The organism is Ruegeria sp. BC1 (assembly GCF_056539305.1).
In genome coordinates this window covers 126020-142263 of the sequence record NZ_JBQFUT010000004.1, presented here as the reverse complement: position 1 = coordinate 142263, position 16244 = coordinate 126020, and the positions used below count along the sequence as shown (strand labels likewise).

The window sequence follows — 16244 nt, the reverse complement described above, 5'->3', positions numbered from 1 at the left end:
TTTAGAGCCGGAAAAGGAGATCCGAAATGACCAACCTTCTGTGGTTTGATCCCGGTCTGTGTCTGATCGGGGGAAATTGGGTCGGCGCTGCATTGAAATCGGAATTGACGTTAGTTAACCCGTCGGACGGCTCTGAGATTTGCGGGATTGCGCGGGGATCTGAGGTCGATATCGACGCTGCGGTGCAGGCAGCTCAGGCCGCGTTGGACGGCGATTGGGGGCGCAAAACCGCGCTGGAACGGGGGCGAATTCTGACGCGTTTGGGGCAGCTGGTGCTGGAACGGATAGAGGATCTGGCCGCGCTCGAGGCGATGGATGTGGGCAAGCCGCTGACGCAGGCGCGGGCGGATGCTGTGGCGCTGGCACGATACTGCGAATTCTACGGCGGTGCGGCGGATAAGGTGATGGGCCAGACGATCCCGTATCTGGATGGATACACCGTCTACACCCTGCGTGAACCGCATGGGGTTACAGGCCATATCGTGCCGTGGAATTACCCGATGCAAATCATTGGCCGTTCTGTGGGGGCGGCTTTGGCGATGGGCAACGCCTGCGTGCTAAAACCCGCAGAAGAGGCCTGTTTGACCGCACTCGCCTTTGCGCATCTGGCGCAGCAGGCTGGTCTGCCTGCGGGCGCGTTGAATGTGGTGCCGGGGCTGGGGGGCGAGGCTGGTGCAGCTTTGGCTGGGCATCCAGGTGTGCAGCATATCTCGTTCACCGGGTCGGTCTCGACCGGGGCGTTGGTGCAACAGGCCGCCGGGCGCAATGTGGTGCCCGTGACGCTGGAGCTTGGAGGGAAATCACCGCAGCTGGTGTTTGAGGATGCCGATCTGGACGCAGCCCTGCCGTTTCTGGTGAACGCAGGCATTCAGAACGCTGGACAGACCTGCTCGGCCTCGTCACGCATTCTGGTGCAGCGCGGTGTGTACGAGCAGGTCAAAACCCGGATGACCGCTGCCTATTCCGAGCTGACCGTTGGTCCCGCGCACGAGGATTTGCGGGTTGGTCCGCTGATCTCGGCCCGCCAGAAAGATATTGTTGAGGGATTTCTGGCCAATGGTGCCGACCTGAGCGTTGCAGCGCAGGGGCATATCGTTGACCGTGCCCCGGCAGATGGCGCTTACGTGCGGCCAACGCTATTTGCCGATGTCCCGCCGGATCACGTTCTGGCCAGGGATGAGATTTTCGGCCCGGTTCAGACCCTGATCCCGTTCGAAACCGAAGAAGACGCGGTGAAAATCGCCAATGGCACCGAATACGGGCTGGTCGCCAGTATCTGGACCCAAGACGGCGCACGGCAGATGCGGCTGGCAAAGCGGCTTCGGTCCGGTCAGGTGTTCATCAACAATTACGGCGCAGGTGGCGGTGTTGAGCTGCCCTTTGGCGGGATCGGAAAATCCGGCCATGGCCGTGAAAAAGGGTTTGAGGCACTTTACGGGTTCTCACAGGTAAAAACCGTGGCGGCTTTCCATGGATAGGGGCTAGACAATAACCTCGATCGACTCTTGCGCGCCGACGCCGAACACCCGTTTGTAACGGTTGATCTCATCCATTGGACCCATTGCCTTTTCCGGGTTGTCCGACAATTTCACGGTCGGGCGACCGTTGGCCGATACGGCCTTGCAAACCAAAGAGAACGGCGCCAGTGCGTCATTTGGGACGAGCCCGCGAAAATCATTGGTCAGCAGAGTGCCCCAGCCAAAGGACACATTGGTCTGGCGGGCAAATTGGTCGTGAAGTTCGCGGATTTTGGCGACATCCAGTCCGTCCGAGAAAATGACGCGCTTCTGAGAAGGATCCTCGCCGCGTGATTTCCACCAATTGATCGCATTTTCGGCACCCCGTGCCGGGTCGCCACTGTCGACCCGGATGCCGGTCCAGCCCGCCAGCCAATCGGGCGCGCGGTCCAGAAACCCCTGCGTGCCGTAAGTGTCAGGCAAAATGATGCGCAGATTGCCGTCATGTTCCTCGTGCCAGTCGCTGAGGACGTCATAAGGTGCTTGGGCCAGCTCGGCGTCGCTGTCCGCCAATGCGGAATAGACCATAGGCAACTCATGGGCATTGGTGCCGATCGCCTCAACCTCGCGCCGCATCGCGATCAAACAGTTCGAAGTGCCGGTAAACGCAGGGCCCAAGCCTTCAATCATGGCTTGCACGCACCAATCCTGCCACAGAAAAGAATGCCGCCGTCTGGTGCCGAAATCGGCGATGCCCAGACCGTTGATTTCCCGTAATTTCTCGATCTTTTCCCATACGCGGGTCATGGCACGGGCGTAAAGCACCTGCAGTTCAAACCGGCGCATGTCGTTCAGTACCGCGCGGGATCGCAGTTCCATCAACACCGCAAGGGCTGGAATTTCCCACAGCATGACCTCGTGCCATTTGCCCTCGAAGGTCAGTTCGTACTGATCACCTTTACGTTCCAGATGATAAGGGGGAAGGTGCAGATTTTCAAACCATTCCATAAAGTCCGAGCGGAACATCTGCCGTTTTCCATAGAATGTATTGCCCCGCAGCCAAGTGCTTTCGCCACGGCTGAGGCTAAGCGACCGGATATGATCCAGTTGTTCGCGCAATTCGCCTTCATCGATCAATTTTGCTAGGGGAATGTGATTCGACCGGTTGATCAGTGAAAAAACCACATCCGTTTGGGGCTTATTTCGAAACACTGACTGGCACATCAGCAGTTTGTAGAAATCTGTGTCGATTAAAGACCGGACAATCGGGTCAATCTTCCATTTATGATTGTACACGCGTGTCGCAATGTCGACCATGGGGAACTCCTGCGATTTCCGTTGTTAGATCAATAGGTGCGTGAATTGGCAAGAGTCGCTAAATTGGTGACAATGACAAGGTCAGGTCACAAAGCGAGCATATTGTGAGGTCTTTTCACAAGGTAGTGGGAAGAAGGGGTTGGAAGGACAAGGTTTAGTTAGTGAATGGTTCTTGAGTACGATTTTGATATTGTAGCGATAGCGCCGGATGAGGTTGACCCGGAACACGGCGTGGCCGCGATGACTGGTAACCGCGCTGTTCGTGCAACGTTTCGTGATCTCAGAACAGTTCATGCGCTTCACAGCGCGTCCCCGAAGATCCGCAGAATCTTTTTGGAATCGGGCTTCAGCCTGGAATCGCGCAATGGTGGCTTGCCGCATGGGATTTACGCATCCGAAGATGCTCAGGACCGCGAGCGGATCTTAAAGCGGCTGTTTGCAAATATCCGCAATATGGGTGTGCAGGGAGAATACTGCGGGGACTTTGATTTCTGGCAATTTCTGGATGAAGTGAAACGAGCGCGACCGCAGGCCGAACCTGTCCGTGCAGCGCCTGAACCGATGCCAGTCTTGCAGCAAGCGCCGGTAAACACGCCAAAAAGGCGCTCGGTTCAGTGGCGGATCGGGATGGCGCTTGGGTTGGCGGTGTTGGTGATTGCGATCCTTCGCTACCTCGCAGCCGCGGGCGCCACGCCCTAGGCCAGGTTAACGCCAGCGGCCCGCATTGCGTTTTCAGCGGCGGCCAGAGACCCATCCATATCGATTGCTCGGCACGCATCCATTCGGACCGTGACATCAAACCCAAGGCGAGCAGCATCCACAGCCGAGAAATGGACGCAGAAATCCGTTGCAAGCCCGACCATTGTCAGTTTCCTGATGCCCCGTGTGTTCAGATAGCCCTCAAGCCCGGTGGGTGTTGTTTGATCATTCTCAAAAAAAGCCGAATAGCTGTCGATCGCGCCGCGAAACCCTTTGCGGATGATCAGATCACCATCTTTGCGCAGGTCCGGATGAAAGTCAGCGCCATCAGTACCCTGCACGCAATGATCCGGCCACAGAACCTGCTGGCCGTAGGGCAATACGGTCACGTCGAAAGGGTTTTTCCCCGTATGAGAACTGGCGAATGAGGAATGCCCGGCCGGATGCCAGTCCTGCGTCAGGATCACGGCGTCAAAGTCATTCATCATCGCATTGATCGGCGCAACGATCTGATCCCCTTCGGGAACAGCCAGCGCGCCGCCGGGGCAGAAATCGTTCTGGACGTCGATTACGATCAGGGCGTGGGTCATCGGGGCCTCCTTTGGTTGTTCTATCGGTACGGGGCGTGTGCATGGCGGTCAATCCGGTCTCTTGCGACTCTGTTCCGGCAGGTTTAGACCGCGCGCATGTATACGATCGCTGCTCTCTATCATTTCACCCGTTTCACGGATCACGCGGCCCTGCGCGACCCATTGTTAGAGTTGTGCCGTGCGCTATCGGTCAAAGGCACACTGTTGCTGGCGCAAGAGGGGATCAACGGTACCATCGCCGGCCCGCGCGCTGGGATCGACGCGGTGCTGGCGCATATCCGTGCCTTGCCCGGCTGTGCTGATCTGGAGTGGAAGGAAGCAACCTCGGACCACCCACCCTTCGGCAAGATGAAGGTGCGCCTGAAGAAAGAGATCGTGACAATGGGCCAACCGGACATTGATCCGCGCGCCCGCGTCGGCAATTATGTCGAGCCCGAAGACTGGAACGATCTGATACGCTCGGACGATGTTGTGGTGATAGACACCCGCAACGATTACGAGGTTGCGATTGGCACATTTGAGGGTGCTATTGACCCTGAAACGGCCAGTTTCCGTGATTTCCCCGCATGGTGGGAAGAGAACAAAGAACGTTTCCACAACAAGCGCGTTGCGATGTTCTGCACCGGCGGCATTCGCTGTGAGAAGTCAACAAATTACCTGCTGGGTCAGGGGGTCGAGGATGTCTATCACCTGAAAGGCGGCATCCTGCGCTACCTCGAGGAAATGCCTGTCGAGGACAGCACTTGGCAGGGCGAGTGCTTTGTATTTGACAACCGCGTGTCTGTTGGTCACGGGCTGGTCGAGGGACCGCATAAGCTGTGCCATGGCTGCCGCCGTCCGATCCTGCCCGAAGACGTAAAGCGCCCGGAATACGAGCACGGCGTGTCTTGCCATCAATGCATCGATGAGACCTCCGAGGCGGACAAGATGCGGTTCCGCGAGCGTCAGAAACAGATTCTACTGGCGCGCCAACGTGGTGGTGAACATCTGGGGTCCGACTGAATTCCGGTTGCGGGTTGGCGCCATTGGCCGGAATATCACGCAGGTTAATAAATGGAGCGCCCATGTCCCGCGAGCCCAGAACCCTGGAAGAATGGAAGTCGACTCTGATCGCAGCTTTTGGGCTGGTCATCGCCAGTTTTCTGGCCTGGTATGGGTTGTCGCGCCTGAACGAAGCCACGGCAGGGAACACGATCGGTTCTGCGGCCTCGGTCGGGCTGATCATATGGATCGCTTCACAGTCCTGGTATTACATGACGCAAGTGAAATCGCCGCGCCGGTTGCTGTTGCTGATGGGCGTGTCCTTCATTCAAGTGGTGCCGTTCCTCTTTGCGGCCGTCTACGGTGCCTTCGGTTATAACGATCACTGTGTCCTCGGCGCGCGCGGACCGGCCGATATTCTGTATTTCTCATACGTCACCTTCACCACGGTCGGATATGGCGACATGTCGCCGGTGGGTCTGTGCCGCGCATTGGCTGCTGCCGAGGCGGTGACAGGATACGTCCTGCTGGGCATGTTTGTGGCCGCGGCGGTTACGCTCTATTCCCGCCACCACGGTAAAAACGGATCTAATTAAGGGTTATTTGTTTTGATCAATCCAGCGCGACATCATTCGTTTGTCGCGAAAGCACTCGGACGGGATCGGGCGGCGTTTGCTGCGTGAGATGCGTTCGGCAAAGGCGACCTGTTTGCCCGTGGGATAGTCGTCAAAGGGCGAAGTCGCGGCGGGTTTATGCGCCGATATCCAATCGGACAACAGTTTGCGGTCGCGCTGGACCTCGGCCGGAATTTCCAAAGCCGATCGCTCGGCGATGGCGCGGGCGTAGCGCATCTGTCGGTCTGTGACGGGCAACAGGTGATAATCGTTGCTAGGCCCGCCAAGGGCTGAGTGTCTCATGTCTCTGGTCATTGGTATGTCCTCTGACTGGATGGAACAAATATAGAACATTAGTTAAAATTTTCAAGAATAGCGGGGTTGGTGCTGGCGTGATCCTGCCGCTCGGATGAATTTATTGACTGGTCAATCAATAACCGGTAGGGCCGAATAAGACCGCCGCTGGTTCCCGGACAACAGGGCGCGCAAGACTAGAAAAGGACACGGTATGAAGTTTCAGCCCAAGGCCAGCCATTTCATCAATGGCGAATATGTAGAGGACACAAACGGTGCCCCCATCGACGTTGTGTTCCCCGCCACTGGTGAGATCATCGCGCGGCTGCACTCCGCTACACCAGAGATCATAGAACAGGCTCTAACCAGCGCAAAAATGGCTCAGGCTGAATGGGCCGCCTTGTCGGGAACCGAGCGGGGGCGCGTCCTGCGGCGCGCCGCGGACATCATGCGGGAGCGCAACCGAGAGCTGTCGATTATCGAGACCCACGATACCGGTAAACCCTTGCAGGAAACACTGGTGGCGGATGCGACCAGCGGTGCTGACGCGCTGGAATATTTCGGCGGGCTGACCGCGTCCCTGACCGGTGAGCATATCCCACTGGGTGGCGGTGATTTCGTCTATACCATCCGCGAGGCGCTGGGCGTCTGCGTGGGCATCGGTGCGTGGAACTATCCGACTCAGATCGCTTGTTGGAAAGGCGCACCCGCGCTGGCCTGTGGCAACGCGATGGTGTTCAAACCGTCGGAAACCACGCCGCTGTCCGCGCTGCAAGTGGCCGAAATCCTGATCGAGGCCGGTGCCCCCAAAGGCGTCTACAACGTGGTTCAGGGCTATGGCGATGTCGGTGCGTCGCTCGTGACTGATCCGCGTGTGGCCAAGGTGTCGTTGACCGGGTCGGTGCCGACAGGCCGCAAGGTCTATGCCGCCGCCGCAGACGGTATGAAACACGTCACCATGGAATTGGGTGGTAAATCACCGATGATCGTTTTTGACGACGCCGATATCGAAAACGCGGTTTCGGGTGCGATCCTGGGCAACTTCTACTCCTCGGGTCAGGTGTGCTCGAACGGTACTCGCGTGTTCGTGCAAAAAGGCATCAAAGAAGCTTTCTTGGCCCGTTTGTCGGGGCGCCTGGCAACTGTGAAAATCGGTGATCCGCTGGATGAGGACGTCAATTTTGGCCCAATGGTCAGTGAAAACCAGATGAACATTGCACTGGGTTATGTTGAAAAAGGGAAGGCCGAGGGCGCGCGTCTGGTTTATGGCGGTGACCGGATCGAAGGCGACGGGTTCTACATGCAGCCCACCGTGTTTGCCGATGTCACCGACGATATGACCATCGCTCGCGAAGAAATCTTTGGTCCGGTCATGTCGGTGCTGGATTTCGACACTGAAGAAGAAGTTTTGGCTCGCGCCAATGACACCGAATTCGGTCTGGCCGCCGGTGTGTTCACCAATGACCTGACCCGCGCCCACCGTGTTGTGGCCGGGTTCGAGGCGGGCACCTGCTATATCAACACTTACAATCTGGCCCCGGTCGAAGCCCCGTTTGGCGGTTCGAAAATGTCCGGTGTGGGGCGAGAGAATTCGAAGTTGGCGATCAACCACTTCAGCGAGATGAAGACGGTTTACGTCTCAATGAATGACGTCGAGGCGCCATATTAACTCAATTCTGGTTGAGAATTTTTCGAGTCATGAGAGCTCTGTTCCCGACATTTCGCGTCGGGAACAGAACATAAGGTGTTTTTGACCTGTGGCTGACTTTCCTGAAAGGGCGCGCACGCGCACCAGCAGGAGGAATGCCCAATGAAAACCCACGCTCAGGCCGTTGTGATCGGAGGTGGCCTTGTTGGCTGTTCGATCCTGTATCACCTCGCCAAGCTTGGCTGGACCGACGTCATCCTGCTGGAGCGTGATGAGCTGACTTCGGGATCTACTTGGCATGCCGCTGCCGGTATCCACGGTCTGCATGACAACAACAACATCACCCGTATCCAGCATTATACGATGAATCTGTATAAAGAGCTGGAGAAAGACACTGGGCAAGGCTGTGGCGTGTTCCAGCCGGGCTCGCTTTATCTGGCGCAGACCGAAGACCGCGAACATCAGCTGCGCCTGCAGGAGGCCAAAGCGAAGTTTTATGGTCTCAACTTCTATGAGATCAGCCGCGAACAGGCCAAGGAACTGCATCCGCTGGCGCAGTTCGATGATATCCGCTGTATCATGTATGAACCCGATGGCGGCAATGTGGACCCCTCGGGCGTGACCCACGCCTATGCGGCGGGCGCGCGCGCGATGGGCGCGACGATTGAGCGGTTTTGCCCTGTAATAGGGACCGAACAGCAGCCCGACGGCTCTTGGATCGTGCGCACCGAAAAGGGCGACATTCACACGCAATGGGTGGTGAATGCCGCAGGACTTTGGGGTCGCGAGGTCGCGGCACTGGCCGGGATCGAATTGCCCCTGCAACCGACCGAGCATCAGTACTTCGTCACCGAAGCAATTGACGAGGTGGCCGCAGTTGGTCGTCGCCTGCCGTCGATTGCCGACCGAGATGGTGAGTATTATTTCCGGCAGGAAGGCAACGGGCTGCTGATCGGGGCCTATGAGAAAGACATGCGGTTCTGGGCCGAAAACGGCACCCCGCTGGACTTTGCCCATGACCTGTTCCCCGATGATCTGGACCGCATCATGGAGAACGTCATCCGCGCCACCGAACGCGTTCCGGTCGCGGCCACGGCGGGGGTCAAGCGGGTGATCAACGGCCCGATGATCTGGTCTCCGGACAGCAATGCGCTGTGGGGGCCGGTGCCCGAGTTACAAAATTATTTCTGCTGCACCGGCATCATCCCCGGCTTTTCGCAATCCGGTGGTCTGGGCCTGTTGTCGGCGCAATGGATGATCGAAGGCGAGCCGCAATACGATATGTTCGCCTGGGATCTGGCTCGTTTTGGCGACTGGGCGGACAAAAAATTCACTAAGGCCAAGGTGGAGGATGTTTACACTCACCGCTTTGCCATCCATTTCCCGAACGAGGAACGCAGCGCCGGGCGTCCGGCCCGTGTGCGTCCGGCCTATGAGAAGCAAAAGCAGATGGGGTGCGTGTTCGGCCTGAACTGCGGTTGGGAACACCCTTTGTGGTTCGCCGAGCAGCCCGGCGCGGTCGAGACCAACGGTTTCACCCGCCAGAACTGGTGGGACCCGGTGGGCCGCGAGGTACAGATGCTGCGCGACCATGTGGGCGTCATCGATATCTCGAACTTCGCCAACTACGTGATCAAGGGCCCAGGCGCTTATGACTGGTTGGACCGTGTGGTCGCCAACCGGGTGCCGACGCAGATCGGGCGGTCGTGTCTGACGCCGCTGATCTCGGTCCGCGGGGGTGTGGCGGGCGATTTCACGATCACCAAAGTGGCCGAGGACGAATACATGATGATCGGATCGGGCATGGCCGAACGCTATCATCAACGCTTCTTCAACATGGTGGACTTGCCAGAGGGCACCACATTCGAGGTCGCGACCAACCGTATCGCGGGGTTCAACGTGGCCGGGCCAAAGGCGCGCGATCTGTTGCAGCGGCTGACCAATGCGGACCTTTCGAATGACGCCTTCCGCTTCATGCGCTCGGCCACCATCGAGGTGGCCGGAGTCACCTGTCTGGCAATCCGGGTCAGCTTTACCGGCGATCTGGGGTGGGAATTGCACTGCGCCGAAAGCGATCAAATCAGGCTCTATACAGTGCTTTTGGATGCGGCCAAAGCGCTGGAAGGCGGCCCGGCCGGCGGTCGTGCACTGGGGTCGCTGCGGATCGAAAAGGGCTATGGGTCATGGGGTCGCGAATATTCACAAGAATACTGGCCGCAAGAAGTCGGATTGGCGGGGCTGATCAAATTGGACAAGGAATTCCTGCACAAAGACGCCTATCTGTCGATCAAGGACAACGCGCCGCGCGAAGTGTTGTCGATCTTCGAGGTCGATGCCGCCGTGGCGGACGCCACTGGGGGTGAACCGATCTTCACGCCTGACGGTACGCCTGTGGGCCGGGTGACGTCGGGAGCTTATGGCTATTCGGTGGGCAAATCTCTGGCTATTGGGTATGCCGATCCGAAAGTGGCATCTTCGGGCGATACTGTCGAGATTTTCATTCTTGGTAAGCCGCACAAGGCGCGTATTCTCGACAAGCCTCCGTTCGATCCCCTAGGCCACAGATTACGTGACACTCAACCGGCTCTGGAGGGGGCCAAATGACCGACACCTTTGCCCGTGTCGCCGATTTCGCATTGAAACGCGGCGCGGAGCATGTGCCTGACAGTGCCAAAGAGGCCGCGGCGTTGATGATGCTGGACACGATAGGCATCCTGATCGCCGCCGGACCGATGGAGGCTGGCGTGATCGCCCGCGATACTGCGTCATTGCTTTATGCCAGTTCCGATCCGGCCTATGGCGCGCGGATGATGTTCGATGGGCGCATGGTCAGTATGGCAGGGGCGGCCTATGCGGCAGCGACCCAGACCGACAATCTGGACGGGCATGATGGGTATAACCCAACCAAGGGACATATCGGTGTCGTGGTCCTGCCTGCGCTGGCTGCTTTGGCCGAACACTGCCCGGAGCTGTCCGGCCCGGAAGCCTTGGTCGCCGTGGTCACTGGGTACGAAATTGCCGGGCGGGCCGGGTTGTCTCTGCACGCATCGGTCAGTGATTACCACACATCCGGCGCCTGGAACGCACTGGGTGTTGTGGCGATGGCGGCGCGACTGCGCGGGCACACTCAGGAACAGATGCGGCAGGCGATGGGTATCGCAGAATATCATGGTCCCCGCAGTCAGATGATGCGCGAAATTGCCAATCCGACCATGTTGCACGACGGATCAGGGTGGGGGGCTATGGTCGGCATCTCGGCTGCCATACTGGCCGAGCGTGGATTTACCGGCGCGCCGGCCATCACGATCGAAGCGGAGTCCGCAGCGCCCCATTGGACCGATTTGGGTCAGTTTTGGCAGGTCGAACATCAATACGTAAAACCCTATCCAATCTGCCGCTGGGCACACGCGGCCATCGATGCCGTCAGGGCGGTAATGTTGGAAAACCAGCTGACCGCTGATCAGATTCAATCCATAAAAATCAACAGCTTCCATGAGGCAGCCTGCCTATTTGGCGGTATGCCCGGAACGACGTCTCAGGCGCAGTATTCGCTGCCGTTTGCAGTGGCCGTACAAGCCATTCACGGCCGGATCGGGGTCGAGCATATTTCGGATGGCGGTTTGACTGACCCGGCCGTAGCCGATCTGGTGACGCGCGTACATGTAGCGGAAAGTGACCGCCACAATGCTCGGTTCCCCGAGGGGCGTTGGGCGGACGTTTCCATCACAACAACGGATGGGCGTATTTTGGTCTCTGGCGACGTTCACGCCCGTGGCGGCCCGGAGGCGCCATTCAGCCGCGACGAAGTGATAGCCAAATACATGGAATTTGCCACTCCGGTCGTTGGGGCTGAACGGGCCGAGGCGATCCGTGACGCCGTGCTTGGGTGGGTTTCACCAGCAAGCCGATACGCAGATTTGTCTTCATTGATCTACAGCTGCCAGAATTCCTGACCGGATCATTCCTGATCCAGCGTTGCAAATAGATCTTCGATTCTCTGCCGCGTTTTCACGCTGTCGTGCAGCAGGCTTTCTGCGTCCGCCAGCTGTTTGTCAGGTAATCGGAGCGGCGGAGCCGTCAGGTCCAGAGTTGTTCCGACAACACGCCCGTATTTCAAGCTGGCATCCGCGTGTGCCTCATTAGGTTGATCCGCCAACCAGAAGAAACGGTTTGCTTCATCCAACTTACCCTTTGTGAGCATCATTTTCCCGGCTGCCGCGTAATCGCCGGCTTCTTGCATTGCCGCTGTGCGCAGATCATTGGCCTCTTCCGTCCGATCATCGGCCAATTCCAGTATCGCCTGATGCGGTCGTTGGTCCAGCAGAGCAGCCCTTGCCCGCAGACGGGCGCGTTCGCCGCGCCTGAGTTTGTCCTGGGGCCGGTTCACAAATGTCAGCGCCTGTTGTGAGAACCCAAGCAAGGCCAGCCTGTCCGCAATTGCAATTGCGACATCAGTTGACAGATTCTGAGACTGAGCCCGCCGCAGGGTCAGGGTACGTCGCAGGAACGTCGTGTCGTCTGCCCGTTCAGTAAGCAAAATAGCCACCCGGTTCAGCGCTTCCGTGGTTTCCGCGTTCTCTGGCAGGTCCGCCACCAAATCCAGCGCGGCGTCAAACTCATGACCTAAACTCAGCGCGACCGCATGTGTTTGGCGCATTCTGAGCCCAATATTGGCTCGGCGAAGTTCAATCGCATAGGAAGCAGCCAGTTCCAGTTCCCGGGGCGAAATCGCCCCGCGTTCAGACCACCGTTTATCAACCAGCCGAGCCAAGGCCAGCGGTGCTTCAAGCGTGGCATCCGGGGACGAGATAATTTCGGTCAGCAGAGCTTCGCTTTGGGCGGTATCGCCTTCGACTTTTGCTACTTTAGCCTTGGCCTGCGTTGTGCTCGCGCTGGTCTGAGTCATAACCCTGTCTACTGAACGCAGAACCCGCCTGGCGGCTTCAATCTTGTGCCCGTTCACCAGAGTATCCGACAGCAAAGGCCCAATTTGGCGCCGCAGGTGATCCGGCAATCTGGCGAAGGTTCGTTCGATTGCAATCAGATTAGCATCGTCCTGCAGATGGCCCTCGGTCAGCGCTGCCCACATGGCGGCGTCGCCGTTGCAACGCTGCAAACCGGCAAATGGGTTGGAGTTCGGTAATGATGCGTCATCCAGTGCGCGGGCAACGACAGCGATGCGTTTGGTTTCGCTGGACTGCTCATCCAGCAATTCCAGCGCTCTGATCGATTCGGCGCCAAAACCAAAATAGGCGTAGAGCTTTGCCAATTTCAGCGCAGTTGTTTGATCAATGGCGTCGAACTCCAGAAACAAATCCGACCGAAGTTGCGCTGTTTGTTCGACAAATGGTCGTGCGTCAGCCCAGTCTTCAAATGCCAGTTCAGCGCTGGAAATACAGGGGGGGTGCCTTTCGAATTGAGGGATATCCGGACCTAAGAGCCCGTTCAGGTCATCCAGTACTGACGTCACGCTGACGTTCAGTTCCAGATCCCGAGGTATAAACAGGTTCTGGTTATCAGCGGATGCTCTGGGACCAACCGGGGCAAGGCTCAAGTCAACAATTCCACGGTCGACACCCTGCACCAGCCGCGTTGATAGCTGGTCCTGAAACCGGCTTGTGTTGAGGTTCAATAGAGGCAGGGCCAGAGTGCCCCCGCTCGAATCCGGCCGAGGCGTCGTATCTTTCGCCCGTGATACAGGTAAAGCCAAAGGGGGGATGTCGCGGGCAATCGGTGACGGGAACGCGCTGGGTGCTATGTCTACTACGATCATTGTGTCTTTGAACAGGAAAGCTGAGGCATTGCAGTCGCAGCCAAATTCCAGCTCCAGTGCAGCTCCGGGTTTTGGTTGCGAAATCGCGGCCAGCCGATCTTGTGACAGGCGCTGAAAGACGGAACCCGTCTGAAATACGACATCTTCGAGAGCGACATTCAGACGGGCCCCATTTTTCGTCTGTTTCAGACCCCATTCTGTACCTGGCGGCACCTGAACCACCAGTCTGCTATACCCGTCGTGCTCGCCCGAGCGTACCGTAACGTCCCGCGCGGCGACACCAGTGGCAAGCGTGACCAGAGCCGAGACAAGGAAAACGACCCTAGTCATGCGGCCGCCTGCTTGATCTCTTTCAGCGCCTCTTCAAGCTCGGTGAAATCGGGGCGGTTATGAGTCGGTGTGTTCTGGCGCCCGACTTCTATGCACATTGCTGCATTATGGTTGTGTAGATTGGCGACCAGAACCTCTTTGATCAGTTGGTAAAAATGGTTGTCCTCTTCGACCACCGCTTTCAGCTTGCCAGCGAAAGGCCCGACCAGGCCATAGGCCAGAAATACACCCAGAAAAGTCCCGACCAGAGCGCCGCCGATCAGTTTGCCCAATACTTCGGGTGGCTGGTCGATGGAGCCCATGGTTTTGATAACGCCCAGAACAGCGGCCACGATTCCCAGTGCAGGCAGACCATCAGCCACCGTCTGCAAGGCATGGCTGGAGTGCATGGCGTGATGAAAGTTTGCCTCCATCCGTTTTTCCAGAACCTCTTCCACCTGATGCGGATCGTCATAGTTCATTGAGGCGGACCGCATGGTGTCACAGATCAGATCGACCGCTTCCTTATCTGATTGGATCTTTGGATAGGCCGAGAACACAGACGAGTTACCGGGGTCTTCGACGTGCTGTTCAACCTCGACCGGGTTGGCCTTGGCGATGCGGATCAGGGAAAACAGCAGGCACAGAAGGTCGCGGTAATCTTCGGGCTTCCATTTCGGTCCCTTGAACACTTTGCCCATATCCCTGGCCGTGTGTTTGACCGCGCTCATGTCATTGCTGATCAGGAACGCCCCAACAGCTGCACCGCCAATCATCATCATCTCAAACGGGAGCGATTTCAAAATGATAGCCATTTTGCCACCCGCAGCCAGGTAGCCACCGAACACCATGGCAAAAATGACGACAATTCCGATTAGACCGATCATGCGTGATCTCCAGCAAATTCCTGTGCGCGGTTAAATTTTATTCCTGAGGGGCCGAAGCGTTGCGGCCCGCCATAATGACGCTGATCGTATAGGCGGCCTCTGGGCTTAACCCGGCCAGAACGCCAGCAGCCGCATCCGGCGGCATGCGTGACAGGAACCCTGCGGCAAAGCTCGGGTCCATCGTCTCAAACAAGGCTGCGGCGTCTTTGGGTTTCATGCTTTGATAAACGTCCGTCAGGCGCGTCAGATCAGTCTCAGCCGCCTTTTCAGCGACAGCGAGTGTGGCGCGCAGGGCTTCTTCAGCCTCCTGCAAGGCAACCAGTCGGGTCTCGATCGCCTGATCGGCGATCGCCAGCGCCTTTTCTTTGTCTAGGGCTGCGGCTTCCCGCTGTTTCAGGGCCTCTTCCCGCCGCAGCAATTCTGTCAGCAGAACCTGCGCTCCGGGTAAATCGATCTTTGTCTGTTTGGTCGACGGGGACGCTGGTTCGGCCGTTTTTGCCAGCGCGGGTCCGGCCTCCAACCCAAGACGAATCGCGGCAGATCCGATCATCAGCAGGGAGATAACGGCAAGGACACCTCCCTTTTGGCGCTTGCCGCTTTGGTCACGGGTCATGTTGCCGCCTCATTGCGACTGCGGGCATGCCGAAAGAACATCAATCCGCCCGGCCGTTTCGGATTCAGGCTGGTCTTTTTTTCGGTTTGGGGACTTTCAGGATTTGTCTCGTCTTCCGATGGGGCTGGAACTTCGTCCAATGCGCTGTCCACGGGCAGGGAGGCCGCCGAAGTCTGCGGGGCGTCCTCCTTTGGGATGACATCATGCATGGACGCCATCATCAGCTCCAGCCGCTGAGCCACAGATTCCGCCCTTTCAGTCAGCTCTTTCAAAACCACGCCGGATTGATCCGACGCCTCACGCGCGGCGCCTAGCGATTTTTTCAACTCATCCGCCTGGGATGACAGGACGGCAACCGCGCCGCCGACACCCTTTTCCAGATCGGTGAACCGCTTGAGCCTGCGGGACAACACGAAACAATACAGACCCGCGCCCAGTGCGCCGGCGACCAGAAACATATCTGCAATCAGCTCCAACTTGGCCTCCTAGTTCAATACGAATTCCATCACGAGAACGTCCCGTACGCGGCCTTCTCCGACCACGATCTCGATGCGCCGCAACAGGTGCCCGCGAATACGCATCAGCGCCAGAGAATCCTCAAGATCAGACACTTCGAGCGCGCGCAGATATCCGTTCAGGACATCCATGATGCGCGGTTTCAACTTTTCCACATCGGCGATGAATTCGGCGTTCACCTCCAACTGGGCGTGAAACTTCAGATGTCGTGAATCGCCCGCGTTCACGGACACAATAACCGGGGCAAGGTCGATGAATCCGACCTGTGGCAAAGCCTTGACCGGTTGGCCTTTATCGTAGTCTCCAACCTCTTCCTTCGCGGGATTGCCACCAATGGGCAACAACCCCGATGTGGTCAGGACATACCCAGCAGCAGCTCCGGCAAGAGACAGAATCAGTCCAATGATCAGCCCCTTTTTTCCAGGCTTTTCAGCGGCATTTGCCGGTTCTGCAGTCGCGTCAGTCATGACGTCCTCATTTGTGTGTTCTGCCATCGTCATAACCTGTCAGGGACTAACCGATTGTTAAGGGCAATCGTCCAAACAA

15 protein-coding genes are annotated in these 16244 nt (G+C 57.8%); 7 read left to right on the top strand and 8 right to left on the bottom strand.

The window, feature by feature from the left end; translation table 11 throughout:
• Positions 1 to 26: 26 nt before the first annotated feature.
• On the top strand, positions 27 to 1478 hold the full coding sequence (locus ACR0IY_RS10750; protein WP_480673056.1) for an aldehyde dehydrogenase family protein: 1452 nt from the start codon (positions 27 to 29) through the stop codon (positions 1476 to 1478).
• Positions 1479 to 1481: 3 nt separating this feature from the next.
• Here ACR0IY_RS10750 and pncB read toward each other — a convergent pair whose 3' ends face one another.
• Complete coding sequence (gene pncB, locus ACR0IY_RS10745; protein WP_480673054.1) at positions 1482 to 2774, bottom strand: nicotinate phosphoribosyltransferase; 1293 nt, start codon at positions 2772 to 2774, stop codon at positions 1482 to 1484.
• A gap of 165 nt (positions 2775 to 2939) precedes the next feature.
• On the opposite strand from pncB, the gene ACR0IY_RS10740 reads away from it, so the two are divergent.
• The gene (locus ACR0IY_RS10740; protein ID WP_480673052.1) at positions 2940 to 3473 is read left to right on the top strand and encodes a hypothetical protein; all 534 of its coding nucleotides are present in this window, start codon (positions 2940 to 2942) and stop codon (positions 3471 to 3473) included.
• On the opposite strand, the gene pncA is transcribed toward ACR0IY_RS10740, so the two are convergent.
• Positions 3470 to 4063 (bottom strand): bifunctional nicotinamidase/pyrazinamidase, encoded by a 594-nt coding sequence (gene pncA / locus ACR0IY_RS10735; RefSeq protein ID WP_480673050.1) that lies wholly within the window; start codon positions 4061 to 4063, stop codon positions 3470 to 3472. The two genes, ACR0IY_RS10740 and pncA, sit on opposite strands and share 4 nt — an antisense overlap.
• 96 nt (positions 4064 to 4159) lie before the next feature.
• Here pncA and trhO point away from each other — a divergent pair, with 96 nt between their 5' ends.
• Positions 4160 to 5065, top strand: coding sequence for an oxygen-dependent tRNA uridine(34) hydroxylase TrhO (trhO, locus tag ACR0IY_RS10730; RefSeq protein WP_480673048.1), 906 nt, complete (start codon positions 4160 to 4162; stop codon positions 5063 to 5065).
• Positions 5066 to 5127: 62 nt separating this feature from the next.
• On the top strand, positions 5128 to 5640 hold the full coding sequence (locus ACR0IY_RS10725) for a potassium channel family protein (protein ID WP_480673045.1): 513 nt from the start codon (positions 5128 to 5130) through the stop codon (positions 5638 to 5640).
• Between the two features lie 3 nt (positions 5641 to 5643).
• On the opposite strand, the gene ACR0IY_RS10720 is transcribed toward ACR0IY_RS10725, so the two are convergent.
• Positions 5644 to 5973: a hypothetical protein gene (locus ACR0IY_RS10720; RefSeq protein WP_480673043.1), complete on the bottom strand. Its 330-nt coding sequence runs from the start codon at positions 5971 to 5973 to the stop codon at positions 5644 to 5646.
• A 193-nt stretch (positions 5974 to 6166) separates the two neighbouring features.
• Here ACR0IY_RS10720 and betB point away from each other — a divergent pair, with 193 nt between their 5' ends.
• The 3 genes from betB (at position 6167) to ACR0IY_RS10705 (ending at position 11553) form a co-directional block, all read left to right on the top strand.
• Complete coding sequence (gene betB, locus ACR0IY_RS10715; protein ID WP_480673041.1) at positions 6167 to 7621, top strand: betaine-aldehyde dehydrogenase; 1455 nt, start codon at positions 6167 to 6169, stop codon at positions 7619 to 7621.
• A gap of 141 nt (positions 7622 to 7762) precedes the next feature.
• Entirely contained in the window at positions 7763 to 10204 is a 2442-nt protein-coding gene (locus tag ACR0IY_RS10710; protein WP_480673039.1) for a GcvT family protein, read from the top strand.
• Entirely contained in the window at positions 10201 to 11553 is a 1353-nt protein-coding gene (locus ACR0IY_RS10705) for an MmgE/PrpD family protein (RefSeq protein WP_480673037.1), read from the top strand. Before ACR0IY_RS10710 ends, ACR0IY_RS10705 begins: the two co-directional genes overlap by 4 nt.
• Positions 11554 to 11558: 5 nt before the next feature.
• Here ACR0IY_RS10705 and ACR0IY_RS10700 read toward each other — a convergent pair whose 3' ends face one another.
• The 5 genes from ACR0IY_RS10700 to ACR0IY_RS10680 are packed head-to-tail and all read right to left on the bottom strand — an operon-like array spanning position 11559 to position 16165.
• Positions 11559 to 13703 (bottom strand): hypothetical protein, encoded by a 2145-nt coding sequence (locus ACR0IY_RS10700; RefSeq protein WP_480673035.1) that lies wholly within the window; start codon positions 13701 to 13703, stop codon positions 11559 to 11561.
• Complete coding sequence (gene motA, locus ACR0IY_RS10695) at positions 13700 to 14569, bottom strand: flagellar motor stator protein MotA (protein WP_480673033.1); 870 nt, start codon at positions 14567 to 14569, stop codon at positions 13700 to 13702. The genes ACR0IY_RS10700 and motA overlap by 4 nt, the downstream gene beginning before the upstream one ends.
• A 37-nt stretch (positions 14570 to 14606) precedes the next feature.
• Complete coding sequence (locus tag ACR0IY_RS10690) at positions 14607 to 15182, bottom strand: MotE family protein (protein ID WP_480673031.1); 576 nt, start codon at positions 15180 to 15182, stop codon at positions 14607 to 14609.
• The gene (locus ACR0IY_RS10685) at positions 15179 to 15658 is read right to left on the bottom strand and encodes a hypothetical protein (RefSeq protein WP_480673029.1); all 480 of its coding nucleotides are present in this window, start codon (positions 15656 to 15658) and stop codon (positions 15179 to 15181) included. Before ACR0IY_RS10685 ends, ACR0IY_RS10690 begins: the two co-directional genes overlap by 4 nt.
• A gap of 9 nt (positions 15659 to 15667) precedes the next feature.
• Positions 15668 to 16165: a flagellar basal body-associated FliL family protein gene (locus tag ACR0IY_RS10680; RefSeq protein WP_480673027.1), complete on the bottom strand. Its 498-nt coding sequence runs from the start codon at positions 16163 to 16165 to the stop codon at positions 15668 to 15670.
• Positions 16166 to 16244 lie beyond the last annotated feature (79 nt).